20 protein-coding genes are annotated in these 24,654 nt (G+C 73.4%); 13 read left to right on the top strand and 7 right to left on the bottom strand.

Going from position 1 to position 24,654, the window contains the following annotated elements; genetic code table 11:
* The first annotated feature begins 38 nt into the window (after positions 1-38).
* Complete coding sequence (locus OOK31_RS33970; RefSeq protein WP_267091257.1) at positions 39-1,037, top strand: DNA-3-methyladenine glycosylase; 999 nt, start codon at positions 39-41, stop codon at positions 1,035-1,037.
* A 59-nt stretch (positions 1,038-1,096) separates the two neighbouring features.
* Here the strand turns inward: OOK31_RS33970 and OOK31_RS33965 are convergent, their stop codons facing one another.
* Genes OOK31_RS33965 through OOK31_RS33955 form a run of 3 tightly spaced genes read right to left on the bottom strand, consistent with a single transcriptional unit; the run spans position 1,097 to position 3,940 of the window.
* Positions 1,097-2,392 carry a coenzyme F420-0:L-glutamate ligase gene (locus OOK31_RS33965; protein ID WP_267091256.1) on the bottom strand — a complete coding sequence of 432 codons (1,296 nt, stop codon included), beginning with the start codon at positions 2,390-2,392 and terminating at the stop codon, positions 1,097-1,099.
* Entirely contained in the window at positions 2,389-3,348 is a 960-nt protein-coding gene (gene cofD, locus OOK31_RS33960) for a 2-phospho-L-lactate transferase (protein WP_267091255.1), read from the bottom strand. The genes OOK31_RS33965 and cofD overlap by 4 nt, the downstream gene beginning before the upstream one ends.
* A 46-nt stretch (positions 3,349-3,394) precedes the next feature.
* Positions 3,395-3,940 carry a cysteine dioxygenase family protein gene (locus tag OOK31_RS33955; RefSeq protein ID WP_267091254.1) on the bottom strand — a complete coding sequence of 182 codons (546 nt, stop codon included), beginning with the start codon at positions 3,938-3,940 and terminating at the stop codon, positions 3,395-3,397.
* Between the two features lie 653 nt (positions 3,941-4,593).
* Here OOK31_RS33955 and OOK31_RS33950 point away from each other — a divergent pair.
* The 3 genes from OOK31_RS33950 to OOK31_RS33940 all read left to right on the top strand — a co-directional run bounded on the left by OOK31_RS33950 (position 4,594) and on the right by OOK31_RS33940 (position 10,305).
* Positions 4,594-4,857, top strand: coding sequence for a WhiB family transcriptional regulator (locus OOK31_RS33950; protein WP_003983763.1), 264 nt, complete (start codon positions 4,594-4,596; stop codon positions 4,855-4,857).
* 343 nt (positions 4,858-5,200) lie between these two features.
* Positions 5,201-8,812 carry a glycosyltransferase family 2 protein gene (locus tag OOK31_RS33945; protein WP_267091253.1) on the top strand — a complete coding sequence of 1,204 codons (3,612 nt, stop codon included), beginning with the start codon at positions 5,201-5,203 and terminating at the stop codon, positions 8,810-8,812.
* Positions 8,809-10,305, top strand: a complete 1,497-nt coding sequence (locus tag OOK31_RS33940; RefSeq protein ID WP_267091252.1) for a DUF5719 family protein — start codon at positions 8,809-8,811, stop codon at positions 10,303-10,305. Before OOK31_RS33945 ends, OOK31_RS33940 begins: the two co-directional genes overlap by 4 nt.
* Positions 10,306-10,324: 19 nt before the next feature.
* On the opposite strand, the gene OOK31_RS33935 is transcribed toward OOK31_RS33940, so the two are convergent.
* A complete protein-coding gene (locus OOK31_RS33935; RefSeq protein WP_267091543.1) occupies positions 10,325-10,708 on the bottom strand; it encodes a metallopeptidase family protein in 384 nt (127 codons plus the stop codon).
* A 266-nt stretch (positions 10,709-10,974) separates the two neighbouring features.
* Here OOK31_RS33935 and OOK31_RS33930 point away from each other — a divergent pair, with 266 nt between their 5' ends.
* The 6 genes from OOK31_RS33930 (at position 10,975) to OOK31_RS33905 (ending at position 16,658) form a co-directional block, all read left to right on the top strand.
* Complete coding sequence (locus OOK31_RS33930) at positions 10,975-11,394, top strand: DUF3499 domain-containing protein (protein WP_267091542.1); 420 nt, start codon at positions 10,975-10,977, stop codon at positions 11,392-11,394.
* 78 nt (positions 11,395-11,472) lie between these two features.
* Positions 11,473-12,843: a phosphomannomutase/phosphoglucomutase gene (locus OOK31_RS33925; protein ID WP_267091251.1), complete on the top strand. Its 1,371-nt coding sequence runs from the start codon at positions 11,473-11,475 to the stop codon at positions 12,841-12,843.
* Between the two features lie 216 nt (positions 12,844-13,059).
* Positions 13,060-13,245, top strand: a complete 186-nt coding sequence (locus OOK31_RS33920) for a Trm112 family protein (RefSeq protein WP_267091250.1) — start codon at positions 13,060-13,062, stop codon at positions 13,243-13,245.
* A gap of 59 nt (positions 13,246-13,304) precedes the next feature.
* Positions 13,305-14,438: an SIS domain-containing protein gene (locus OOK31_RS33915; RefSeq protein WP_267091249.1), complete on the top strand. Its 1,134-nt coding sequence runs from the start codon at positions 13,305-13,307 to the stop codon at positions 14,436-14,438.
* Positions 14,439-14,493: 55 nt separating this feature from the next.
* Complete coding sequence (manA, locus tag OOK31_RS33910; protein ID WP_267091248.1) at positions 14,494-15,651, top strand: mannose-6-phosphate isomerase, class I; 1,158 nt, start codon at positions 14,494-14,496, stop codon at positions 15,649-15,651.
* A 74-nt stretch (positions 15,652-15,725) separates the two neighbouring features.
* A complete protein-coding gene (locus tag OOK31_RS33905) occupies positions 15,726-16,658 on the top strand; it encodes a cation diffusion facilitator family transporter (protein ID WP_267091247.1) in 933 nt (310 codons plus the stop codon).
* Positions 16,659-16,731: 73 nt separating this feature from the next.
* On the opposite strand, the gene lepB is transcribed toward OOK31_RS33905, so the two are convergent.
* The gene (gene lepB / locus OOK31_RS33900; RefSeq protein ID WP_267091246.1) at positions 16,732-17,550 is read right to left on the bottom strand and encodes a signal peptidase I; all 819 of its coding nucleotides are present in this window, start codon (positions 17,548-17,550) and stop codon (positions 16,732-16,734) included.
* Between the two features lie 172 nt (positions 17,551-17,722).
* Complete coding sequence (locus OOK31_RS33895; protein WP_323188284.1) at positions 17,723-19,789, bottom strand: fructose-specific PTS transporter subunit EIIC; 2,067 nt, start codon at positions 19,787-19,789, stop codon at positions 17,723-17,725.
* Between the two features lie 355 nt (positions 19,790-20,144).
* Here OOK31_RS33895 and ahcY point away from each other — a divergent pair, with 355 nt between their 5' ends.
* Positions 20,145-21,581: an adenosylhomocysteinase gene (ahcY, locus tag OOK31_RS33890; protein ID WP_267091245.1), complete on the top strand. Its 1,437-nt coding sequence runs from the start codon at positions 20,145-20,147 to the stop codon at positions 21,579-21,581.
* A 97-nt stretch (positions 21,582-21,678) separates the two neighbouring features.
* Positions 21,679-22,311 carry a hypothetical protein gene (locus OOK31_RS33885; protein WP_267091244.1) on the top strand — a complete coding sequence of 211 codons (633 nt, stop codon included), beginning with the start codon at positions 21,679-21,681 and terminating at the stop codon, positions 22,309-22,311.
* Here the strand turns inward: OOK31_RS33885 and OOK31_RS33880 are convergent.
* Entirely contained in the window at positions 22,308-23,231 is a 924-nt protein-coding gene (locus OOK31_RS33880) for an RDD family protein (RefSeq protein WP_267091243.1), read from the bottom strand. The genes OOK31_RS33885 and OOK31_RS33880 overlap by 4 nt on opposite strands.
* 122 nt (positions 23,232-23,353) lie before the next feature.
* Here OOK31_RS33880 and OOK31_RS33875 point away from each other — a divergent pair, with 122 nt between their 5' ends.
* Positions 23,354-24,361, top strand: coding sequence for a stage II sporulation protein M (locus tag OOK31_RS33875; protein ID WP_267091242.1), 1,008 nt, complete (start codon positions 23,354-23,356; stop codon positions 24,359-24,361).
* Positions 24,362-24,654: the final 293 nt, after the last annotated feature.

Here is a 24,654-nt window from a genome sequence, read left to right as displayed (position 1 = left end):
ACGGGCCGGTGCCGCCCCGGCGGGGATAGGCTCGGGGGATGGGAGCCCGGCGGTTCGACCCGCTCAGCCGTACCGCCACCCGCGGCGGCCGGGTCGACGTACCCGACCCCCGCCCGGCCAGGGCAGCGGCGGGGGCGAAGGAGCGCCGCTGGCCGGCGCCCGGCCCGCTGGACCTCGGCCTCACCCTCGGCCCCCTCAGGCGCGGCCCCGCCGACCCCACGTTCCGAGTCACCCCCGACGGGTCGGTATGGCGTGCGACCCGCACCCCGGCCGGCCCCGCCACCCTCCGGGTCCGGGCCGCCTCCGACGGCACGGTGCACGCCGAGGCCTGGGGCGAGGGCGCCGACTGGGTCCTCGACGGGCTCCCCGAGCTGCTCGGCGCGGCCGACGACCCCGCCGCGTTCGTCCCCCGGCACCGGCTGGTGCACGCGAGCCACCGCCTCCGCCCGGGTCTGCGTCTGACCCGTACGGGGCTGGTGCTGGAGTCGCTGGTGCCGACGGTGCTGGAGCAGAAGGTCACCTCCGACGAGGCGTACCGCTCGTGGCGCCGTCTGGTGCGCCAGTACGGGGAGCCCGCGCCCGGTCCGCAGGACCTGTACGTCATGCCGACCGCCCGGGCCTGGGCGATGGTCCCGTCCTGGGACTGGCACCGGGCCGGGGTGGACGCGAAGCGGTCCGCGACGATCGTGCGGGCCGCGCGGGTGGCGGACCGGCTGGAGGAGGCGGCGGGGATGGAGCTGACGCTGGCCGCCGCCCGGCTGGAGGCCGTCCCGGGCATCGGTCCGTGGACCTCCGCGGAGACCCTCCAGCGCAGCAACGGCGCGGCCGACGCCGTCACCACCGGCGATCTGCACCTGCCGGGCATCGTCGGCTGGGCCCTCACCGGCAACCGGGACGCGGACGACGCCGAGATGCTGGAGCTGCTGGCCCCGTACGAGGGCCAGCGGCACCGCGCGGCCCGTCTGATCCTCCTCGCGGGCCGCACCCCGCCGCGCCGTGCGCCCCGTATGCCGCGCGGGGACATCGGCCGTCTCTAGGGCCTGTCGTCAAACTCCCGTCTGCCCTCCGGGCGACGACGGGAGTTTGACGACAGGCCCTAACGCACCTCGACGAACGCGTCGGCGGTGCGCTCCGGCCGCTCCGCCGGGGCCGCGGCGGCGTGGCCGACGGCGACCGCGCCCATCGGGTCCCAGTGCTCCGGCAGCCCCAGCACCTTGCGCACGACGTCGCGGCAGAACATGGTCGAGGACACCCACGCGGAGCCGAGCCGTTCCCCGGCCAGGGCGACCAGGAAGTTCTGCACGCCCGCGCCCATGGCGACGACGAACATCTCCCGTTCGGCCGCGTCCCGCCGGGCGTGCCCGTAGTCGTGGGCGCCGTCGGTCACCATGCAGGGCACGACCAGGTACGGGGCGCCCCGCAGGACGTCACCGCGCCGGACCCGCTTGGCGATGGACTCCTCGGACTTGCCGTCGCGGCGCAGGTCGGCGATCCACGCGTCCCGCATCGCGTCGAGCAGCTCCAGGCGGGCGCCCGCCGACTCCAGCAGGACGAACCGCCACGGCGTCGTGTGGTGCGGGGCGGGGGCGGTCACGGCGGCGGCCACGGCGCGGCGTACGGCGCCGGGGTCGACGGGCTCGTCGGTGAAGGCGCGGACGGTGCGGCGCCCGGTCACGGCTTCCCGTACGGCTTCGGAGGTGCCGAGGCGGAACATGTCGTCGGCGGGGCTGCGTACCAGGTCGCGGGCGGTGGAGCCCTCGCCCCGCAGGTGCCCCAGTCCGCGGACGAGCGCGACGGGCAGCCCGGAGGCCTTGCCCTTGACGAGGTCCCCGGCGGCGGCGAGTTCGTCGGCGGTGGCGACTATGGTCGCGCTGAGCGGGTTGCCGTGGGCGTCGGTGGCGCCGCGCAGGTCGTCCAGGACCCGTACGCCGGCCGCGCCGATGGCCACGTCGGTCAGCCCGGCCCGCCAGGGCCGCCCGAAGGTGTCGGTGACGATCACGCCGACGTCCACGGACAGCCGCTCCCGCAGCCCCGTACGGATCGCGGCGGCGGAGGCGTCGGGGTCCTCGGGCAGCAGCAGGACGGTGCCGGGCTCGGTGTTCGAGGCGTCGACCCCGGCGGCCGCCATGACCAGTCCCTGGCGGTTCTCGACGATGCGCAGCGGGCCGCGGCGGGCGACGACCCGTACGGTCTCGGCGTCTATGGCCTCCTCGCGGGACTCGGCCCGGACGATGCGCCCCTCGGCCTTGGAGACGATCTTCGAGGTGACCAGCAGGACGTCCCCGTCGCGCAGGTCGGGCACGGCGGCGGCGATCAGCTCCGCCAGGTCGTCACCCGGCCGGACCTCGGGGATGCCGGGGACGGCCCGTACCTCGTACGAGGGAGCGCTCACCGGGAGGACTCCGCCAGGTCCAGCGCGGCCCGCGCCATCTCGGCGGTGGCCGCGAGGTCGGTCATCATCAGCGGTACCGCGCGGCAGGTGATGCCGGCGGCCTCCACCTCGGCGACGGCGTCCGCGTCGGCGGTGTCGACGAGCCAGCCGTCGAGCAGTCCGGTGCCGTAGTGCAGGGCGACGGCGGCGGCGGTGGCTTCCACGCCGACGGCGGCCAGCACCTTGTCGGCCATGCCGCGGACGGGGGCGCCCCCGACGATGGGGGAGAGGCCGACGACGGGGGCGTCGGCGGCGGCCACGGCGTCGCGGATGCCGGGCACGGACAGGATGGTGCCGACCGAGACGACGGGGTTGGACGGCGGGAAGATGATGACGTCGGCGGCTGCGATGGCCTCCAGCACGCCGGGGGCGGGCTTGGCCTGCTCGGCGCCGACGGGCACGACGGCCTCGGCGTCGAGCGCGGCGCGCATCCGCACCCAGTACTCCTGGAAGTGGATGACGCGCCGTTCGCCGGTTTCGGGGTCGGTGACGGCCACATGGGTCTCGACGCGGTCGTCGGACATGGGGAGCAGCCGGACGCCGGGCTGCCAGCGGTCGCAGAGGGCTTCGGTGACGGCGCTGAGCGGGTAGCCCGCGCCGATCATCTGGGTGCGGACGATGTGGGTGGCGAAGTCGCGGTCGCCGAGGCCGAACCAGGCGGGTCCGACCCCGTAGGCGGCGAGTTCCTCCTTGACGGTGAAGGACTCGTCGGTGCGGCCCCAGCCCTGGTCCTCGTTGATGCCACCGCCGAGGGTGTACATCACGGTGTCCAGATCGGGGCAGACCTTCAGCCCGAACAGGTGAATGTCGTCGCCGGTGTTGCCGATGACGGTGATGTCCGCGTCGGGGACGGTGACCTTCAGTCCGCGGAGGAAGCGGGCGCCGCCGATGCCGCCGGCCAGAACAACAATGCGCATGCGGACAGTTTGTCAGCCGGGGGCTGTCCGTCGAGGGGCGGGACCGTCAGACCGCTGCGTGGGCCTCGCGGGCCGGGGAGCAGCTGTGCATGGGCATCTCGGTGAGGCCGGGGAAGTACACGTGCAGGCTGACGGCTCCGTCGAGGGTGTCGTTGACGACCTCGTGGGCGTAGCCGGGGGCGAAGACGCGCTGGGAGCCGGGGCCGAGGGTGAGGGGGCCGCGCGTGCTGTGCTCGGTGAGCTCGCCGTCCAGGACGGTCAGGACGCCGGAGGAGGCGCCGTGGTCGTGGCGGCCGCTGCCCTGGCCGGGGACCCAGCTGAGCAGCCAGACCTCGTAGCCGGGGCCGGTGCGCAGGCGGTGGTACCAGCGGGTGGTGGCGTCGTAGCGGACGAGGTGTTCCCAGCTCGCGCGGTCCTCGGCGATGGAGCGGGCGAGGCCGACGAACTCGGCGACGGTGGCCGGGTGCTCGCGGGCGGGCTGGAGGAGGTGCTGGACGGAGAGGATGTCGCCGGCGATCTGGAGGTCGCTCTCGACCGTGGCGGGGGCGGCGGCGGGGGCGGCGGCGGTGGTGGCTGCGGAGGCGCTGTTCATCGTGGGGGTGTCCTCGACGGATGTCAGTCGTGCGGGGCGGTTGCTGTGGGGGAGTAGCCGGTGCTCGGACGGAGCCGGGGCTCCGGAGGCATCAACAGCTGCAACAGCAACAGCGAACCTGGGCAGCGCGCAGGAACCCACGAATGGGGGTCCAGGTGGCGGCTGCGGGCGCTGACATGAGGACAAGGAGACCGGGGAAAGGGGCGGACTGTCAACCCAATGTCCGGTTTGAGGTAAAAGTTTCACCTCATCCGGTTACTGTGCGCGGAGAAAGGTTTGTGCAGTCCGCACCGGGGGATGTGCCGCTTCACGTCACGCGGGAACCAATCTCAAACCCGTTGGCGTCACTCGTGATCGGAACGTGATCCGCGCCGCATCTTCGGCCGGATCGCAACCCCCCTCCGGAGTGACGCGTCGGCTTCGGGGGAGGGCGCCACCGTGCGACGCGTGTGGCTTGTGTGGCTTGTGTCACGATTTTTGGCGATATGAACACTTTCTGCATAGGCTTGGTTCCGCAGAGTGAATAAGGCGCCCAATAGCAGATCTCGGCTTGACTGCACAGGAGCCACACACTTGTAATTTCACTCGTGTCGTTACCTGGCGATCAGTAACGGCAACACCACGGGGACGCACAGACAGAGCGAGGGGCGCACATGACCGAGCTGTTTCAGGAACTGCTGGTCGAGGAAGCGGACGAAGAGCTCGGATGGCAGGAGCGCGCTCTCTGCGCCCAGACCGACCCCGAGTCCTTCTTTCCCGAGAAGGGCGGCTCCACCCGGGAAGCCAAGAAGGTCTGCCTGGCCTGCGAGGTCCGCTCCGAATGCCTTGAGTACGCCCTCGCCAATGACGAGCGATTCGGCATCTGGGGCGGTCTGTCCGAGCGCGAGCGCCGCCGTCTGAAAAAGGCAGCGGTCTGAAACGGCCGCGGCGCTCCGCCCGAGGCACCTACGCCACCGCCCACCACATACCGAAGCGCACGGCCCGCACCACCGGCAGCACCCGTAGAGCCCGCAGCACCAGCAGAGCAAACGGTCCGCCTCCCGCACCTTCCCCGCAGGAGGCGGACCGTCGCGTTCCGGCCCCTGTCGCGCGTTTCCCGCACCTTCCCCCGTACGTTCCCCGCCGCCGCCCCCGCACCTTCTCCGTGCCTTCACCACGGGAGGCGGACCAGGGTCTTCGCAGCCGTTAGTGTGGGGCGCTGTCCAGCAGCCTCCGAGGGCACACCACCCCCGGATCCCCGGCCGGAGGGCCCGTACCGCGATGTCCCTGCACAGCAACTCGACGGCCTCCCACCAGGCGGCCGCCACCCCCGAGTTCCCCCGGCACGTCGTCACCGCGGTCCTCGTCGCCCACGACGGAGCCCGCTGGCTGCCCCAGACCCTCGCCGGACTCCTCGCCCAGGAGCGCCCCGCGCAGAACCACGTCGCCGCCGACACCGGCAGCGCCGACGACTCCGCGCGCCTCCTCGACGAAGCCTTCGGCGACGGCCGCGTCCTCCACCTCGCCCGCCGCACCGGCTTCGGCGCCGCCGTCGACGAGGCCGCCCGCAGCGCCGGCGTCCTCACCCCCGAGGACCTCCCCTACCTCAAGCGCCCCAGCGGCTGGGACCCCGTCAGCCGCACCTGGCGCGACGACGCCTACGACCTCCCCGAACTCCCGCACGGCGAACCCGTCCAATGGCTCTGGCTGCTCCACGACGACAGCGCCCCCGAACCCGACGCCCTCACCGAACTCCTGCGCGTCGCCGACGAGAACCCCGACGCCGCCGTCGTCGGCCCCAAGCTGCGCGGCTGGTACGACCGCAAGCAGCTCCTCGAAGCCGGCGTCACCATCGCCCGCTCCGGCCGCCGCTGGACCGGCCTCGACCGCCGCGAACAGGACCAGGGCCAGCACGACCAGGTCCGCCGCGTCCTGTCCGTCTCCACCGCCGGCATGCTCGTACGCCGCGACGTCTACGACGCCCTCGGCGGCTTCGACCGCCGCCTGCCCCTCATGCGCGACGACGTCGACCTCTGCTGGCGCGCCCAGTCCGCCGGCTACGAGGTCCTCGTCGCCCCCGACGCCGTCCTGCGCCACGCCGAGGCAGCCGCCCGCGAACGCCGCACCGTCGACTGCGCCGGCCGCTCCGCCGTCAGCCCCCACCGCGTCGACAAGGCCGGCGCCGTCCACACCGTGCTGGCCAACTCCACCGGCCGCGCCCTGCCCTACGTCCTGCTGCGGCTGCTCGTCGGCACCGTCCTGCGCACCCTCGGCTACCTCGTCGGCAAGGCCCCCGGACAGGCCGTCGACGAAGTCACCGGCCTCCTCTCCACCCTGCTGCGCCCCGGCCGGCTCCTCGCCGCCCGCAAGCGGCGCCGCCGCCCCGCCGTCCCCAACACCGAACTGCGCGCCCTCTTCCCCCCGCCCGGCGCCACCCTGCGCGCCAACGCCGAACAGCTCGCCGGGTACTTCGGCTCCGACCGCGACACCGACACCGCCCCCGCAGGCCGGCACGGCGGCTCCGTCCTGTCCGCCCCCGGCGGCGAGGACGGCGACTACCTCCAGCCCGAACGGTCCGGCCGCCTCCAGCGGATCGCCCGCCGGCCCTCCCCCGTCGTCTTCGCCGGACTGCTCCTCGTCTCCCTCGCCGCCTGCCGCGGCCTCCTCGCCGGCGGCACCCTGATGGGCGGCGCCCTGCTGCCCGCCCCCGGCAGCGGCCTCGAACTGTGGCGCGCCTACACCGGCGACTGGCAGCCCGCCGGGATCGGCACCACCGCCGGCGCACCCCCCTACCTCGCGGTCCTCGGCGCCCTCGCCGTCCTGCTGCTCGGCTCCACCCAGGCCGCCCTGACCCTGCTGCTCGTCTGCTCGGTCCCGCTCGCCGGACTCACCGCCTACGCCGCCTCCCGCCCGCTCGTCACCTCCCGGCTGCTGCGCGCCTGGGCCGCCGTCGCCTACGCCTTCCTCCCCGCCGTCACCGGAGCGCTCGCCGGAGGCCGCATCGGCACCGCCGTCCTCGCCGTGCTCCTGCCGCTCCTCGCCCGCTCCGCCGTCTCCGCCTTCGGCCCCGCCGACCGGGACACCGGCACCACCGGCGGCTGGCGCCCGGTGTGGACGTACACCCTGCTGCTGACCCTGGCCACCGCCTTCACCCCCGTCGTGTGGCCGCTCGCCGCCGTCCTGGGCACCGCCGCGCTCCTCGCGCGGCGCGCGCACCTGAAGACGTACGCCCCCAGGCTGCTCGCCACCCTCGCCGTACCGCTCCTCGTCCTCGGACCCTGGTCGCTCGGCCTGCTCACGCACCCCTCCCGCTTCCTGCGCGAAGCCGGACTGCCCTACGGCGCCGGCTCCGCCACCCCCCTCGACCTGCTCGGCACCAGCCCCGGCGGCCCCGGCACCAGCGGCGGACTCCTCCTCACCGGAACCGTCCTCGCCGCCCTGGCCGCGCTGCTCCGCGCCGACCGCCGCCCCGCCGTCCTCACCGCCTGGACCGCCGCCCTGGCCGGACTGTTCCTCGCCGTCCTGCTCAACCGCGACGGCTGGGCCGGCCCCGCCACCCTCGTGTACGGGCTCGCCCTGATCGCGGCCGCCGTTCTCGGCGCGGACGGCGCCAAGGAACGCGTCGCCGCCCGCAGCTTCGGCTGGCGCCAGCCGCTCGCCGCCCTCGTCGCCCTCGCCGCCGCCGCGGGCCCGCTCCTCGCGGCCGCCGCCTGGGCCGCCGCCGGAGCCGACGGCCCGCTGAGCCGCCGCGACCCCGTCCAGGTTCCCGCCTTCGTCGCCGCCCAGTCCGAGGACAGCAACCGCACCCGGACCCTGGTCCTCGGAGGCGCCTCGCCCGACACCGTCTCCTACACCCTCGTCCGCGGCCCCGGCGTACGCATCGGCGACGCCGAGCTCCTCGCCGACGCCGGAGCCGAACCCCGCCTCGCCAAGGCCGTCTCCAGCCTGGTCTCCGGCTCCGGAGCCAACCAGTCCGAGCAGCTCGGCGCCTTCGCCGTCCGCTACGTGATGATCCCGCCCGGCGGCTCGCCCCAGATGCGCCGGACCCTCGACGGCACCCCCGGCCTCAAGCAGCGCCACCAGGACGACGGCACCGCCGTCTGGGAGGTCCAGCGGCTGCCCGCCCGCGTCGCGATCGTCCCCGCCAAGGCCGACCAGGCCCCGATCGCCGTCGACGCCGGGCCCGTCCGGGCCCAGGCCAAGATCCCGGCCGGCGAGGAAGGCCGTACGCTGCGCGTCGCCGACCGGGCCGACCCGGGCTGGCGGGCCACCCTCGACGGCAAGCCGCTCAAGCCCAAGACCGTGGACGGCTGGGCCCAGGGCTTCGAACTGCCCGCCACGGGCGGCCGCCTCGTCCTCGGCCACGAGGACTCCCTCACCCGCGACGCCTGGCACTGGGCGCAGGGCCTGCTCGCCCTCCTGCTGCTGGTCCTGGCCCTGCCCGGCCGCCGCGCACGGCTCGACGACGACCTCCCGGAGGAGGACACCGCCGCCGCCCCGCCCGCCGAGGGCGCCGAGCCCGGGCAGGGCCGCCGCGCCCGCCGCCTGCGCGCCCCCGCCGCCGCCGAACCCGAGCCGGCCGCCGCCGAGTCGGTGGTCGACCCGTACGCGCAGATCCCCGCGCAGCAGGTGTACGGGGAGGAGACGTACGCGTACCGGACGCCCGACCCGTACGAGCAGCAGCAGCCGCAGCAACAGCCGCAGCCCTACCAGGAGTACGGGGAGCAGCAGTACGCGCAGCCGTACGCGGAGCCGCAGCCGCCCTACGACCCCCAGCAGCAGTTCCCGTTCCCGCAGCAACAGCAGCAGCCGCCGTACCCGTACGCCTACGAGCAGCAGTACGACACCTACGGACAGCACGACCCGCGTCCGGACGGGAGCACCCAGCAGTGAAGCAGCGCGCACCCCTGACGGTGGCGGCCGCGACGGCGGCCCTCGCCGCCGCCTGCGGCCTGGCCTTCCTCACCGCCCCCGCCGCCGCCCCGGCCGCCGGCTCCGCGAAGGGCGCCGCCGCCCGGATGCCGGTGGAGCGGTCCGTGCTGGTGTGCCCCTCGCCCAGCACCTCGGACATCGCCGAGACCACGTACACCTCCCTCGCCCCCGCCCCGGCGGGCGGCGCGAAGGGCGGCGGCAAGGGCGCGGCCCGGCTGGCGACCAAGGAGGGCAAGACGGTCCTGGAGCCGAAGGAACCGGGCAGACCGGTCGGCGCCACCGCCTCCGGCGCCGAGGCACCCGCGCTGACGGGCGCAGCCGACGGGGTCCTGGCCCCCGGCTGGACCGCCCAGCAGACCACGAAGGTCCCGGTCGGCCAGGCGCGCGGCCTGCTCGGCGTCGCCTGCACCGTGCCCGGCACCGACTTCTGGTTCCCGGGCGTCAGCACCGCCAAGGGCCGCCAGGACTACGTCCACCTCACCAACCCGGACGACACCGTCGCCGAGGTCGACATCAAGCTCTACGGACCGGACGGCCTGCTGAAGGGCAAGCCGGGGACCGCCGACTCCGTCATCGCGGTCGAACCCCGCTCCACCACCAAGGTGCTGCTCTCCTCCCTGGTCCCCGAGGCCCAGCTCGCCGAGGTCACCGCGCACGTGACGACCGGTTCGGGCCGGGTCGGCGCCTCCGCGCAGATCGCCGAGGACGGGGTCGGCGCCGACTGGCTGCCGGCCTCCGCCGGACCGGCGGGATCCCTGGTCCTGCCCGGGATCCCGGCGGACGCCACCGCCGTACGGCTGGTCGCCTTCGCCCCCGGCGAGGACGACGCCGACCTGCGGCTGAAGCTGTCCGGGCCGGGCGGCGCCATCAGCCCCGCCGGCAACGAACAGCTGCACGTCAAGGCCGGGATGACGGCGAGCGTCGACCTCAAGGACCTGACCCGGGGCGAGGCGGGCACCCTCCTGCTGGCCCCGGCCGACCCGAAGAAGGCCACGCCGGTGGTCGCCGCCCTGCACGTGGTCCGCGGTACGGGGGCCAAGCAGGAGCTGGGCTTCGTCGCGGCGAGCGCCCCCGTGGGCGCGCGGGCCACCGTCGCCGACAACCGCGCCGACGACAAGGCCACCGTCCTCACCCTCACCGTCGCGGACGGCTCCGACGCCAAGGTCCGCGTCACCGCCTCCCCGGGCACCGAGGGCGGCGAGCCGGCCGTCAAGGAACTCACCGTCAAGGCGGGCACCACCCTCGCGGTGTCCCCGCCCCCGGCCCCCGCCGGCGCCAAGGGCGCCTACGCGCTGACCCTGGAGACCCTCTCCGGCGGCCCCGTCCACGCGGCCCGCACCCTGACGCTCCCGCACGACGGGACCCCGATGTTCACGGTCCAGGCCTTCGCCGACGACCGCTCCACCGTCTCGGTCCCCAAGGCCGTCGAGGACCCCTCGATCCTGGTCCGCTGAACCACGCCCCCGGTACGGGTCAGTCCGACCCGTACCGGGGGTCGACCGTCTCCGGGGAGAGCCCGAGCATCTCCGCGACCTGCTCCACCACGATCTCGTGCACCAGCAGGGCCCGCTCGTCCCGGGACTTCGCCCGGATCTCCACCGGCCGCCGGAACACCACGATCCGGGCCGGCCGCCCGTCACGGGCCTCCACCAGCCCGCCCAGCGGCACCGCCTCGTCGTTCCAGCCGCCGTCCGGACCGCCCGGCGGACCGGGCACGTCCGCCACCACGAACTCCACCTCGGCCAGCTGCGGCCAGCGCCGCTCCAGCCGCTCCACGGAATCCCGTACGAGGTCGCCGAACAACTCCGCCCGGCTCGCCGACAGCGGCACCTGAGGGGGCGCCACCGGCCCGCGCATCCCCCGGCCGTGCCGGTCGCGCCGCCGCGGCCTGGGCTCGTACGGGCTGTCGCCGACGGGTGCGGGGCGGGGAGGAAGCTGGCTGTCCGTCACCCCCGCAGCGTAGCCCCAGCCGGTGCCCCCGCCGCAGGGCCTCGATCCGGTCACGACCTGATGTCGTGGCGGTGTCACCCCAGCGGCGATCCGGCCAAGATCGGGCGGCATTCCGGACTCGACGCCCCCTTTCGTCACGGCCGGTGAGCACGACACGGGGGAGTGACCAGCGGCTGAGTCGTCGCGGCCCGGTCAAGAGTGCGGTACCGTCCAACGTCGTGAGCCTTGTACGTCGCTGTTCGCGCACTGCGTGCGGCCGCCCTGCCGTCGCCACACTGACGTACGTCTACGCCGACTCGACCGCAGTTCTCGGCCCGCTCGCCACCTACGCCGAACCCCACTGCTACGACCTGTGCGCCGAGCACTCGGAGCGCCTGACCGCACCGCGCGGCTGGGACGTCGTACGCCTGTCGGACGGTTCCGGCCCGTCACGCCCCAGCGGCGATGACCTCGAAGCCTTGGCCAACGCCGTCCGTGAGGCGGCCCGTCCGCCCGAGCGCGCGGCCGAGGCCGGAGGCTCCGCGAGCGGGGCCCCGGTGACCGGCGAGACCCGTCGCGGACACCTGCGCGTCCTGCGTTCGCCCGACTCCTGACACTCGGATCGTCTGAAAAGCCGCTCTGCGTACAGGGTAGGTTTGCTCCACCGCACAGAACCTTCAGGAGGGCAGGCAGTGGCCGCAGATCTTTCGAACATCGTCAAGGCTTACGACGTACGTGGCGTCGTACCGGACGAGTGGGACGAGCCCCTGGCCGAACTGTTCGGTGCTGCCTTCGTCGAGGTCACCGAGGCGACGGCCATCGTCATCGGACACGACATGCGCCCCTCCTCGCCCGGCCTGTCGGCCGCCTTCGCCCGTGGCGCGGCCGCCCGCGGCGTGGACGTCACCCTCATCGGGCTGTGCTCCACCGACCAGCTGTACTACGCCTCCGGCAAGCTGGACCTGCCCGGCGCGATGTTCACCGCCTCGCACAACCCGGCCCAGTACAACGGCATCAAGCTGTGCCGCGCCGGCGCCGCCCCGGTCGGCCAGGACACCGGCCTCGCCACCATCCGCGAGCTCGCCGAGAAGTGGACCGACGAGGGCGCCCCCGCGATCCCCGCCGGCACCGTCCCGGGCACCGTCACCGAGCTGGACAGCCTCCCCGGCTACGCCGAGCACCTCAAGGGCCTGGTCGACCTCACCGCGATCCGCCCGCTCAAGGTCGTCGTCGACGCGGGCAACGGCATGGGCGGCCACACCGTCCCCACCGTCTTCGAGGGCCTCCCGCTGGACCTCGTCCCCATGTACTTCGAGCTGGACGGGACCTTCCCGAACCACGAGGCCAACCCCCTCGACCCGAAGAACATCGTCGACCTCCAGGCCCGCGTGATCGCCGAGGGCGCCGACCTCGGCCTCGCCTTCGACGGCGACGCCGACCGCTGCTTCGTCGTCGACGAGCGCGGCGAGGGCGTCTCCCCGTCCGCCATCACCGCCCTGGTCGCGGCCCGCGAGCTGGCCCGCAACGGCGGCACCGGCACGATCATCCACAACCTGATCACCTCGTGGTCCGTGCCCGAGGTCGTCCGCGAGAACGGCGGCACCCCCGTCCGCACCCGCGTCGGCCACTCCTTCATCAAGGCGGAGATGGCCACCTCCGGCGCCATCTTCGGCGGCGAGCACTCGGCGCACTACTACTTCAAGGACTTCTGGAACGCGGACACCGGCATGCTCGCCGCGCTCCACGTCCTCGCGGCCCTCGGCGGCCAGGAGGGCACCCTGTCCGACCTGGTCTCCTCCTACGACCGCTACGTCGGCTCCGGCGAGATCAACTCCACCGTCGCCGACCAGGCCGCCCGCACGGCCGAGGTCAAGGCCGTCTACGCCGCCCAGGAGGGCGTGAGCGTCGACGAGCTCGACGGCCTCACCATCGCCACCGCCGACTGGTGGTTCAACCTCCGCCCCTCGAACACCGAGCCGCTCCTGCGCCTCAACGTCGAGGCCCGCGACGAGACCACCCTCACCAAGATCCGCGACGAGGTCCTGGCACTCGTTCGCGCCTGATCGTCAGGCGATCCAGCCTCGCCGGCGTTTGAGGCGCGGGGGTCCGGGGGCAGAGCCCCCGGCAACGGACCCGCACCCGCCGACCCCGGCCCCCGCCGCCTCCCCACCGAGGCCGCGGGGGCCGCGCGGCCGCCACCCCACCCTTCAAGCCGCACCGCAGGTGACTCGGCGGTACGCTGACCACGCCCAACCCACATCCCCGAAGGGAACCGCCCCATGCCGCTCGAAGCCGGCCTGCTGGAGATCCTCGCCTGCCCCGCCTGCCACGCCCCCCTCCAGGACAAGTCGGCGGACGAGACCGCGCCCGAGCTGCTCTGCACCGGCAAGGACTGCGGTTTCGCGTACCCGGTGCGCGACGGCATCCCGGTCCTCCTCGTGGACGAGGCCCGCCGCCCCGCCTGAACCACCCCCCCACCCCGCGCAGACCGCAGACGCCGTCGTCAACACCGCCGGAGGCCGCCATGCTCGACGAGTCACTCCTCGACGCACCTGACGATCTCGCCCGGGCAGACCGCCGCGGTCTGCTCCGCGGCGCCGCCGAGGCCGGGGCCAGGGTCCGCACCGCCGCCCGGCACGCCGCCGAGGCGGGCCTCGCCGACCTGCGCCCCGACGGCCGCCCCCGCGCGGTCCTCATCGCGGGCCCCGGCACCGCCGCCACCGGCGTCGCCGACCTGCTCGGCGCCCTCGCCGGAGCCTCCGCCCCCGTGACCCGGCTGCACCCCACCGGCGTCGCGCACGCCGCCGGGGCCCTGCGCTGGACCCTGCCCGGCTGGGCGGGCCCCGTGGACCTGCTGCTCATCGCCACCACCGACGGCACCGAGCCCGGCCTCGCGGTCCTCGCCGAGCAGGCCTACCGGCGCGGCTGCGCCGTCGTCGCCGTCGCCCCCGAGCGGTCCCCGCTGAGCGAGGCCGTGGACGGCGCGCACGGGGTCCTCGTACCGATGGCCAAGGCCCCGTACCAGGAGTACGACGAGTCCGCCGCGGCCGGCCCCGGCGCCCTCTGGGCCCTGCTGACCCCCCTGCTCGTCCTGCTGGACAAGGTCGGGCTGGTCGCCGCCTCCCCCGAGACCCTCCAGCTCGTCGCCGACCGCCTCGACCGCACCGCCGAACGCTGCGGACCGGCCATCGCGACGTACTCCAACCCCGCCAAGACCCTCGCGTCCGAGCTCGCCGACTCCCTGCCGCTGATCTGGAGCGAGGGCGCCGGAGCCGGCCCCGCCGGCCGCCGCTTCGCCGCGACCCTCGCCGAGCTCGCCGGGCGCCCCGCGCTCGCCGCCACCCTCCCCGAGGCGCTGCCCGCCCACGGGGTGCTGCTCGCCGGATCCTTCGCGGCCGGAGCGGACCCCGAGGACTTCTTCCGCGACCGCGTCGACGAGCCCCAGCCGCTGCACGCGCGCGTCGTCCTGCTGCGCGACCGGCCCACCGGCGGCCTCACCGCCGCCCCCGCGGCCCGCGAGCTGGCCCTCAGCCACGACACCGCCATCAGCGAGCTCGAACCGGAGGAGGGCGGCGAACTGGAACAGCTCGCCGAGCTCCTCGCCGTCACGGACTTCGCCACCGCCTACCTGGCGCTGGCCTCCAGGGGACACAGCTGAGGCACGCACCCGTGCCCGCCCTGCCCGCCCTACCTCCATATCCAGGAAGACGACGATGGACCGCCTGACGAACACGATCCGCCCCTACGCGTGGGGTTCCACCACCGCGATCCCCACCCTCCTCGGGGTGGAGCCCACCGGTGAACCCCAGGCCGAGATGTGGATGGGCGCCCACCCCGGCGCCCCCTCCCGCCTCGAACGCGGTGCGGGCGCCACCACCCTGGCCGCCGTCATCGCCGCCGACGCCGAGGGCGAGCTCGGCGCCGCCACCGTCGCCAAGTTCGGCCCCCGCCTGCCCTTCCTGCTCAAGCTCCTCGCCGCGGGCGCCCCGCTCTCCCTCCAGGTCCACCCCGACCTCGCCCAGGCCAAGGCCGGCTTCGAGGACGAGGAGCGGCGCGGCGTCCCGATCGACGCGGGCCACCGCAACTACAAGGACGCCAACCACAAGCCCGAACTGATCTGCGCCCTCACCCCCTTCGACGGCCTGTGCGGCTTCCGCCCGCCGCTGGAGGCCGCCGAACTCCTCGAAGGCCTCGGCGTCGACTCCCTCAAGCCGTACGCCGACCTGCTGCGCGCCCACCCCGAGGAGGCGGCCCTGCGCGAGGTCCTCACCGCCGTCCTCACCGCGGACCGCGCCGAGATGGCCCGTACGGTGACCGAGGCCGCGGCCGCCGCCGAGCGGCTCGGGGGCCCGTACAAGGCGTACGCGGGCCTCGTCCACGACTACCCGGGCGACCCGGGCGTGATCGCGGCGATGCTGCTCAACCACGTCCAACTCCAGCCCGGCGAAGCCATGTTCCTCGGCGCCGGCATCCCGCACGCCTACCTCGACGGCCTCGGCGTCGAGCTCATGGCCAACTCCGACAACGTGCTGCGCTGCGGGCTCACCCCCAAGCACGTGGACGTCCCGGAGCTGCTGAAGGTCGTCATCTTCGAGCCGAGCGCCCCGGGCGTCCTGCGCCCCGAGGGCGACGGCGAGGAGGTCTACGAGACCCCCATCGACGAGTTCCGGCTCTCCCGTTTCACCCTGGCCCCCGGTGGCGCCCCCCGCGCCCTCCCGGACACCACCCCGCAGATCCTGCTCTGCACCGCCGGCGCCCCCAGGGCGGGCGAACTGACCCTCGCCCCCGGCGAGTCGGTCTTCGTCCCCGCAGGCGAAATGGTCGAACTGTCCGGTACCGGTACCGTCTTCCGCGCCACCGTGGTCGTCTGACGTAGCGTCGGCCGCGCAGGCAGCTGCAACAATGTGCGGCCGTAGTCAGTGGCTAGGAAGGGATGTCGGCACCCATGAGCGCGTCGGGCGGTACCAAGGCGATCGTGGCGGCACTCGCCGCCAACCTCGCCATCGCTGTAGCCAAATTCGTGGCGTTCCTCTTCAGCGGATCCTCCTCGATGCTCGCGGAAAGCGTCCACTCGGTCGCCGACTCCGGCAACCAGGGCCTGCTGCTCCTCGGAGGAAAGAAGGCACAGCGCGAGGCGACCCCCCAACACCCCTTCGGGTACGGGCGGGAACGCTACATCTACGCCTTCCTCGTCTCCATCGTCCTCTTCACCGTCGGCGGCATGTTCGCCATCTACGAGGGCTACGAGAAGATCCACGACCCGCACGAGATCAAGGCCTGGTACTGGCCCGTCGGCGTGCTCGTCTTCGCGATCGTCGCGGAGGGCTTCTCCTTCCGCACCGCGATCAAGGAGTCGAACGAGACCCGCGGCGCCCTGAGCTGGAGCCAGTTCATCAAGCGCGCCAAGGCGCCCGAGCTGCCCGTGGTCCTGCTGGAAGACCTCGGCGCGCTCGTCGGCCTGGTCCTCGCCCTCGGCGGCGTCGGCCTGGCCCTGCTCACCGGCAACGGCGTCTGGGACGGCATCGGCACCCTGTGCATCGGCGTCCTGCTGATCGTCATCGCCGTCGTCCTGGCCCTGGAGACCAAGTCCCTGCTCCTGGGCGAGGCCGCCGGCACCGAAGAGGTCGAGAAGATCAAGGCCGCCGTGGTCGACGGCGACACCGTCACCCGCGTGATCCACATGCGGACCCTGCACCTCGGCCCCGAGGAGCTGCTCGTCGCCGCCAAGATCGCCGTCCAGGGCGACGACACCGCGACCGAGGTGGCCAACGCCATCAACGCCGCCGAGGCCCGGATCCGCGAGGCCGTCCCGATCGCCCGCGTGATCTACCTGGAGCCTGATATCTACCGGCACGACGCCGCCAAGGCCGAGGGCTGACCCGGGCGCAGCACACGAAGAAGGGCCCCGCAGCCGACCGGCCGCGGGGCCCTTCCCGTACGTCCGGACCCTCCTACGACTGCACGTCCGCGCGCTCGCCCGACGCGGCCGGGGCCTCCGCAGCCCCGCCCTGAGCGCCCTGAGGGGCCTGAGAGCCCTGCGCGGCCTCCTGGGCCTCCGCGGACTCCACCGCCCCGGCGGCGGCCGGAGCCACCGGCGCCGAGGGGGCCTGCGCAGCCACGGCGGCCGGCTGCGGAGCCCGCCTGCGCGCCCGCCGCGCCACGGCCAGCAGCACGCCGCCGCCGAGGATCAGCAGCGCACCCGCCAGCTGCCCCCACACGGCCATCTTCGCCATCGGGTACGCCACGACCTTGGAGACGATCTTGTCGGCCCGCACCGGACCGTTGTTCGCGTACTGCGAGCCGTCCGAGTTCAGCCGGTTGTCCGCCATCAGGAAGACGTGCCCCTTGGGCACCCGCACGTCGAAGGCCACCGTCGACGGGTACTTCCACTGCTCCAGGTACGGCTCGTCCAGCGGCGTGCCGTTCAGCACGAGGCGGTACTGGCCGGCCACCTTGCTGCTCGGCTTGTACTGGATGCGGTCCCCGCCGACCGCGACGACACGGTTCATCTGGGTCTTCTGCAGGGACCACGGCACGGAAGCGAGCACGACGTCACCGCGCCGCAGCTTGCCCTTGGCGACCGGTTCCAGGTAGATGCTCTCCCCGTTGGTGTAGGTCGGCGTCATGGTCCAGCCGACCTGCTTGCCCTCCGTGTACCGCGCGGGCGGGTTCACGGCCTTCGCCACCGTCACCCCCCCGAGGATGACCGCTCCGAGCACCAGCAGGACGATCGCCGCGATCCCGCGTCCGCGTCCTGGCCTGTGTTCCATTTCGTCCCTTCCGATGTACCTGCCTTGCATCGTAGGTCGACTGGGGCCCCGCCGATGCCGCCGGGGCCCCGCTCCGCCATGTCCGTACATACCGATTCGGACACTGCGGCACACGGCGTCGGGCCCCGTACCGGAGGTACGGGGCCCGACGGACCGCGGGTGCGGGGCGCGGCTAGCGGATCTCGCGCAGCACGTCGAGGACGGCCCGCTCGTCCGGCGCGGACTGCAGCCGCGCCCGGAAGCCGGAGTCCATCAGCTTGCGCGACAGCAGGGCGAGGATGCGCAGGTGCTCGTCACCGGCGGCGGCCTCCGGCACCGAGATCATGAACACCAGCCGGGCCTTCGTCCCGTCCAGCGCACCCCACTCGATGCCCTCGGCGGAGCGGGCGAAGCCGACCGTGGGGCGCGTCACCGCGTCCGTCTTGGCGTGCGGGATCGCGATGGACTCGCCGAGCCCCGTCGTCCCCTGCGCCTCCCGGGCCAGGGCGACCCGGACGAGCTCGTCGACGTCCCGGACGTTGCCGGTGGTGGCGAGCATCTCGGCCATTTCCCGGATGGCCGCCTTCTTGGAGTCCGAGGCCAGCTCCGTCTTGACGGTCCGCCCCGTCAGGTACCCGGACAGCACCTCCGGCTCCGCGTCCGCCGCCACGGGCGCGGCGGACGGTACGACGGGCGCGGCCCGCACGGCCGTACCTGCGGCCCCGGCGGCACCCGCCCCGACCCCGGCACCGACCAGCACCGGCACCGGCTCCGGCGACGGCGCGGCGACGACGGTGGCCGCTGCCCCGCCCCGGCCGCGCCGCTCCTTGAGCTCGATGAGCGCGTTGGTGGTCAGCGCGGTGACGACCGTGCCCGCCACGATCGCGACGAGGAACCAGCCCACCCCGCTGATCGCGCCGAGCGCCGCCACGATCGGCCCGCCGTGGGGCACGTGGTCGCCCACGCCCGCCACACCGGCGATGGCACCGGCCACCGCACCGCCCAGCATGTTCGCCGGGATGACGACCGCCGGCCGGGCCGCCGCGAAGGGGATGGCGCCCTCGGAGATGCCGAACACGCCCATGAACAGGGCCGCCATGCCGGTGTCCCGTTCCTGCTCGGAGTACAGCTTGCGGCGCAGCAGCGTCGCCAGGCCCTGGCCGAGCGGCATGACCGGGATGGCCGCCGCGCACATGCCCATCACCGCGTAGTTGCCGGAGGCGATGAGACCCGTACCGAAGAGGAAGGCCGTCTTGTTGACCGGGCCGCCCATGTCGAAGGCGATCATCAGGCCGAGCAGGGCGCCCAGCAGGATGGCGCTGGTGCCGGTCATCCCCGACAGCCAGCTCGTCAGCGATTCGAACACCCACGAGATGGGCTTGCCGATGACGTAGATGAAGAACAGGCCGAGCACGGTCGTCGCCACGATCGGGATCACGATGATCGGCATGATCGGCTGGACGACCTTGGGGACCTTGACCTTCTTGATCCACAGGACCAGGTAGCCGGCGAGGAAACCGGTCACGATCGCGCCGATGAAGCCCGCCCCCGACTTGGAGTCGTAGAGGGCGCCGGTGTTCGCGATGAAGCCGCCGATCATGCCGGGCACCAGCGCCGGCCGGTCGCCGATGGCGTACGCGATGTAGCCCGACAGGATCGGGATCATCAGCGTGAAGCCGAGGACGCCGATCTGGAAGATGTGGTCCCAGAAGGTGTCCGGGGTGGTCGCGTACCCCTCGGCCGTGGCGTGACCGCCCAGCGCCAGCGCGATGGCGATCAGCAGACCGCCGACCACCACGAACGGGATCATGTACGAGACGCCGTTCATCAGCGCCTTGTAGGCGAGGCTGCGCTCCTTGCCGCCCCCGCCCGCACCCGGGGGAGCCGCGGCGGTGCCGGTCTGCACGGGTGCGCTCGCCACCCGCTCGATCAGCTCCTTCGGCTTGTGGATGCCGTCCGCGACCCCGGTCGACAGGACCCGCTTGCCGACGAAGCGCTCCCGGTCGACCTCCTTGTCGGCGGCGATGATGATCCCGTCCGCCTCTCTGACATCGTTGTCAGAGAGTACGTTCTCGGCCCCGATCGAGCCCTGGGTCTCCACCTTCATGTCGACACCGAGCTCGGCGGCGGCCTGCTGGAGCTTCTCCGCCGCCATGTACGTGTGGGCGATCCCCGTGGGGCACGCCGTGACGGCGAGCAGCTTCAGGCGCTTGCGCCCGCTTGCGCCCCCGCCACCGGGAGGGCCGGCCGGACTGGTCACTGGAATCTCCTTCACGCCATGGGTCCTCGGGAACCGCGCGTACGACCCGCGTACGACCCGATCCACCGGCATCCTGCAACACATAAGGGGTGGATCAAAAGTCCGAAAGGCCCCGAACCCGCCCGCCGGAGGGCCCGAAAACCATGGCGACTTGTCGCCCGGCGGACTGGGGCCCGCTGGGCCGGTCGGTGTAGATTCGTCATCAGTGTCAGGCGTCGCTGCTGATGGCGGTCGGGCGGTCCTCGTGGCCGGCCGAGGGGAGAGAGGGCCTCCGACGGACTGTGCTCGGCGTACCGTCCCCGACGGCACGCGGCTCAGCCGTACCCACCCTCTCGAACCATGAGGAGCAGCACCCATGGACTTCAAGGTCGCAGACCTTTCCCTTGCCGTGTTCGGCCGCAAGGAGATCACCCTGGCCGAGCACGAGATGCCCGGCCTGATGTCGATCCGCCGCGAGTACGCCGAGACGCAGCCGCTCGCCGGCGCCCGCATCACCGGCTCCCTGCACATGACCGTGCAGACGGCCGTGCTCATCGAGACCCTCGTCGCCCTCGGCGCCGACGTCCGCTGGGCCTCCTGCAACATCTTCTCCACCCAGGACCACGCGGCCGCCGCCATCGCCGTCGGCCCGAACGGCACCCCGGAGAACCCGCAGGGCGTCCCCGTCTTCGCCTGGAAGGGCGAGACGCTGGAGGAGTACTGGTGGTGCACGGAGCAGGCGCTGACCTGGCCGAACACCCCCACCGGCGGCCCGAACATGATCCTCGACGACGGTGGTGACGCCACCCTCCTCGTCCACAAGGGCGTCGAGTTCGAGAAGGCCGGCGCCGCTCCGGACCCGTCGACGGCGGACTCCGAGGAGTACGCCCACATCCTCACCCTCCTCAACCGCACCCTCGGCGAGGCCCCGCAGAAGTGGACGCAGCTCGCGTCCGAGATCCGCGGCGTGACGGAGGAGACCACCACCGGTGTCCACCGCCTCTACGAGATGATGGCCGAGGGCACCCTGCTCTTCCCGGCGATCAACGTGAACGACGCCGTCACCAAGTCGAAGTTCGACAACAAGTACGGCTGCCGCCACTCCCTCATCGACGGCATCAACCGCGCCACCGACGTCCTCATCGGCGGCAAGGTCGCCGTCGTCTGCGGCTACGGCGACGTCGGCAAGGGCTGCGCCGAGTCCCTGCGCGGCCAGGGCGCCCGCGTCATCGTCACCGAGATCGACCCGATCTGCGCCCTCCAGGCCGCCATGGACGGCTACCAGGTCGCCACCCTGGACGACGTCGTCGAGATCGCCGACATCTTCATCACGACCACGGGCAACAAGGACATCATCATGGCCGCCGACATGGCCAAGATGAAGCACCAGGCCATCGTCGGCAACATCGGCCACTTCGACAACGAGATCGACATGGCCGGCCTGGCCAAGATCGACGGCATCGTCAAGGACGAGGTCAAGCCCCAGGTCCACACCTGGAAGTTCCCCGACGGCAAGGTCCTCATCGTCCTCTCCGAGGGCCGCCTGCTGAACCTGGGCAACGCGACCGGCCACCCGTCGTTCGTCATGTCGAACTCCTTCGCGGACCAGACCCTGGCCCAGATCGAGCTCTTCACGAAGCCGTCCGAGTACCCGACCGACGTCTACGTGCTCCCCAAGCACCTCGACGAGAAGGTCGCCCGCCTGCACCTCGACGCCCTGGGCGTCCGCCTCACCACGCTGCGCCCCGAGCAGGCCGCCTACATCGGCGTCCAGGTCGAGGGCCCGTACAAGCCGGACCACTACCGCTACTGATCCCCAGGGATCACCGAGCGGACCCACCGCACCGAGCCAGGCCCCCGGCACTCCGCCGGGGGCCTGCCCCGTACCCGACCCGAGGACTCCGGACCCCATGCCCCGCGGCCGTTACTCGCTCCACGACCCGCACGACCACACCCCCCTCGGCGAGGAGCACTTCCACTGCGCCCCCGGCCCGAGCGGCTGGCGCTACGTCTCCCAGCTGACCGCCCCGAACGGCGACCACCGCGGCTCGGTCGACCTGGCCATCGACGAACTGGGCCGCCCCATCCGGCTCGAACTCAACGCGTCGAGCTGGCAGGTCCGCGGCGCCGCCATCGACGGAGTGACGTGGGTCCGCACCGACCCCACCGGCACCGAGGCCACCGAAGGCAACGTCAAGGCCCCCGGCTTCACCGGCACCTCCCCGGCGTTCCTCGTCGCCACGGCCCGCCTGCTGCGCCTGACCCCCGGCGCCCCCGCCACCCGCGTCCGGCTCCTCGCCCTCACCGACCCGGTCCTCGCGGCCCGTACGGTCGACCAGGCCTGGGCCCTGCTGTCGCGCGCACAGCACCCCACGGACAGCGGCCCCCTGCTGGTGGACGAGTACCAGGTCACCGCCCTCGACACCGGCGAGGTCCACACCGTCCACCTCGCGGGCGACGTGGTCCTCTCGGCCCCCGGCATCGAACTCGAACACCTGGAGACCCCGCCGTCGACCTTCGACGACGCCCCGGCCCCCGCCTAGGAAGGCGGCGCGAACCCGGTCCCGCGCACGGGCGGCTCCACCGGCACCGGGGCCGCCACGGGCACCGGGGCCGCCACGGGCACCGGGGCCGCCACGGGCACGTGCACCGGCTCATGCACGGGCACAGGCGCAGCCATCGGCACCGGCATCTGCATCCGCACCGGTAGCGGCCCCTGCGCGAAGGCCCGGGCCGCGTCCCGCGACTGCCGCTCGTGCACCACCGCCATCAGGAACGCGGCGGCCGGCACCCCGGCCGGCGGCGGCGTCCCCGTCCGGGCCACGACATCGTCCGCCAGCCGCGCCGCCATCACGGCGCCCGTGTGCGGGTCGAGCTGGTCCATCCGCGTCAGGTACTGCCGGATCGCCAGCCACAGCCCGTCCGGCACCCCCGACAGGTCCAGCCCGGCGAACCGCCCCGCGAGCCACGGCGGCGGCGGGGGCACCGGCATCACCCGCGCCCCCGGCACCCGGACCCGGATGACCAGCGTCCCCGCGAACACGTCCCCGACCCGCCGCCCCCGCTCCGACACCAGCGAGGCGATGCACGCCACGGCCCCGAAGGTCAGCAGCAGCTCCACGACCCCCATGGCCCCGCGCACCAGCGCGTGCCGGAACCGGATCGGCCCGCCGTCCTCCCGCACCACCCGCAGCCCGCACGCCAGCTTCCCCAGGGAGCGCCCGTGCGTCAGCGTCTCCACGGCGATCGGCACACCGACCAGCACCAGCAGGAAGGACGCCACCGACACGGCGGCCTGCGCGGCGTCGTCCAGCGAGGCCGTCGCGATCACCAGCCCGATCGACACCAGCAGGAACCCGACGCCGTACACGAGCAGGTCGAGCAGGATCGCCAGCGCCCGGCTCGGCAGCCTCGCCGGCCGCAGACCCAGGACGACCGCGTCCCCCGTCACCAGATCGCTCACCGCGCGCACCTTTCACCGACCTGACCCGCCCCTGTGCGATCCAGTCTGCCAAGCTGACCACAGGAGAAGTAAGCCGAATCGGGCGGCCTCCGGCCGGCCAGGGGCAGGGGAGCGGTAGCCGGATGGATCTCGACGTCTTCGTGGCGGCCCACCAGGCGGAATGGGCACGCCTGGAGCAGCTCCTCGGCCGCGGCCGGAAGCTGACCGGAGCGGAGGCCGACGAGCTCATCGCGCTCTACCAGCGGACCTCCACCCACCTCTCCCTGATCCAGTCGAGCACCCCCGACCCGATGCTGACGGGCACGCTCACCCAGCTCGTGGCCCGCGCCCGCGCCACCGTCACCGGCACCCGCCGGGCGAGCTGGCGCGACGCGGCCCGCTTCTTCACCGCCGGTTTCCCGGCCGCCGTCTACCGCAGCCGCCGCTGGTGGATACCCACCGCCCTGATCTCGACGGCCGTCGGCGTGCTCATCGGCTGGTGGATAGCCACCCACCCGGAGGTCCAGGGCGCCATCGCCGCCCCCGACCACCTGAAGGAGCTCACGAAGCCGGGGGGCCAGTACGAGACGTACTACTCCAGCCACCCCGCGGCCTCCTTCGCCGCCCAGGTCTGGACGAACAACGCCCAGGCCGCCGCCGTCTGCCTGGTCCTCGGCGCCTTCCTGGGCCTGCCGGTGCTGTGGATCCTCTTCCTGAACATGGCGAACCTCGGCGTCGGCATCGGCCTGATGGCCTCCGCCGGCCGCCTCGACGTCTTCCTCGGCCTGATCCTCCCGCACGGCCTGCTCGAACTGACGGCCGTCTTCGTCGCCGCCGGTACGGGCCTGCGCCTGGGCTGGACCGTCATCGACCCGGGCCCCCGCACCCGCCGCACGGCCCTCGCGGAACAGGGACGCGCCGCGCTCGGCATGGCCATCGGCCTGGCCGTGGTCCTGTTCGTCTCCGGCCTGATCGAAGGCTTCGTCACCCCCTCCGGCCTCCCCACCTGGGCGCGCATCACCATCGGCGTCGCAGCCGAGGCCGTCTTCCTCGTCTACGTCTACGTCCTGGGCGGCCGTGCCTCCCGCGCGGGCGAGGTCGGCGACGTGGAGGCAGCCGACCGGACGGCCACGCAGCCCGTCGCGGCGTGATGTGCGTACGAGCCCGCTGAGCTGCTAGTCTCCTCGTCGTCCCGCAAACACTGTTGACACGGTCGCTGCGGGGAGGTAGATTCGAACGGTTGCCTCGAACTGGACAAGTTCGGCAGTGATGGTTTAAAGTCTCATCTCGCCCCCAGGAATTGAATTCCAAGCGGGCACACTCGACTCCTCATTCAGGAATCCGAAGCCGGGAAATCCGGTGGAAAACTTCTGATAGAGTCGGAACCGCCGGAAAGGGAAAGCGCGAAAGCGCAGAACCTCGAAAGCACCGAGGGAAATCGGAC

The sequence above is a fragment of the Streptomyces sp. NBC_00249 genome (assembly GCF_026342355.1).
In the GTDB taxonomy this organism is placed as follows: domain Bacteria; phylum Actinomycetota; class Actinomycetes; order Streptomycetales; family Streptomycetaceae; genus Streptomyces.
Note: the sequence above shows the minus strand (reverse complement) of the source record. Positions and strands in the feature narration are given on the sequence as shown.

What these genes read in the sequence shown, in the direction of transcription:
- OOK31_RS33945 (WP_267091253.1), top strand. Translation starts at nt 5,201, where the DNA reads ATGTCCCTGCACAGCAACTCGACGGCCTCCCACCAGGCGGCCGCCACC.
- OOK31_RS33955 (WP_267091254.1), bottom strand. Translation starts at nt 3,940, where the DNA reads ATGAACAGCGCCTCCGCAGCCACCACCGCCGCCGCCCCCGCCGCCGCC.
- OOK31_RS33935 (WP_267091543.1), bottom strand. Translation starts at nt 10,708, where the DNA reads ATGCGCGGGCCGGTGGCGCCCCCTCAGGTGCCGCTGTCGGCGAGCCGG.
- OOK31_RS33915 (WP_267091249.1), top strand. Translation starts at nt 13,305, where the DNA reads ATGCTCGACGAGTCACTCCTCGACGCACCTGACGATCTCGCCCGGGCA.
- lepB (WP_267091246.1), bottom strand. Translation starts at nt 17,550, where the DNA reads ATGGAACACAGGCCAGGACGCGGACGCGGGATCGCGGCGATCGTCCTG.
- OOK31_RS33970 (WP_267091257.1), top strand. Translation starts at nt 39, where the DNA reads ATGGGAGCCCGGCGGTTCGACCCGCTCAGCCGTACCGCCACCCGCGGC.
- OOK31_RS33885 (WP_267091244.1), top strand. Translation starts at nt 21,679, where the DNA reads ATGCCCCGCGGCCGTTACTCGCTCCACGACCCGCACGACCACACCCCC.
- manA (WP_267091248.1), top strand. Translation starts at nt 14,494, where the DNA reads ATGGACCGCCTGACGAACACGATCCGCCCCTACGCGTGGGGTTCCACC.
- ahcY (WP_267091245.1), top strand. Translation starts at nt 20,145, where the DNA reads ATGGACTTCAAGGTCGCAGACCTTTCCCTTGCCGTGTTCGGCCGCAAG.
- OOK31_RS33920 (WP_267091250.1), top strand. Translation starts at nt 13,060, where the DNA reads ATGCCGCTCGAAGCCGGCCTGCTGGAGATCCTCGCCTGCCCCGCCTGC.
- OOK31_RS33905 (WP_267091247.1), top strand. Translation starts at nt 15,726, where the DNA reads ATGAGCGCGTCGGGCGGTACCAAGGCGATCGTGGCGGCACTCGCCGCC.
- OOK31_RS33875 (WP_267091242.1), top strand. Translation starts at nt 23,354, where the DNA reads ATGGATCTCGACGTCTTCGTGGCGGCCCACCAGGCGGAATGGGCACGC.
- cofD (WP_267091255.1), bottom strand. Translation starts at nt 3,348, where the DNA reads ATGCGCATTGTTGTTCTGGCCGGCGGCATCGGCGGCGCCCGCTTCCTC.
- OOK31_RS33950 (WP_003983763.1), top strand. Translation starts at nt 4,594, where the DNA reads ATGACCGAGCTGTTTCAGGAACTGCTGGTCGAGGAAGCGGACGAAGAG.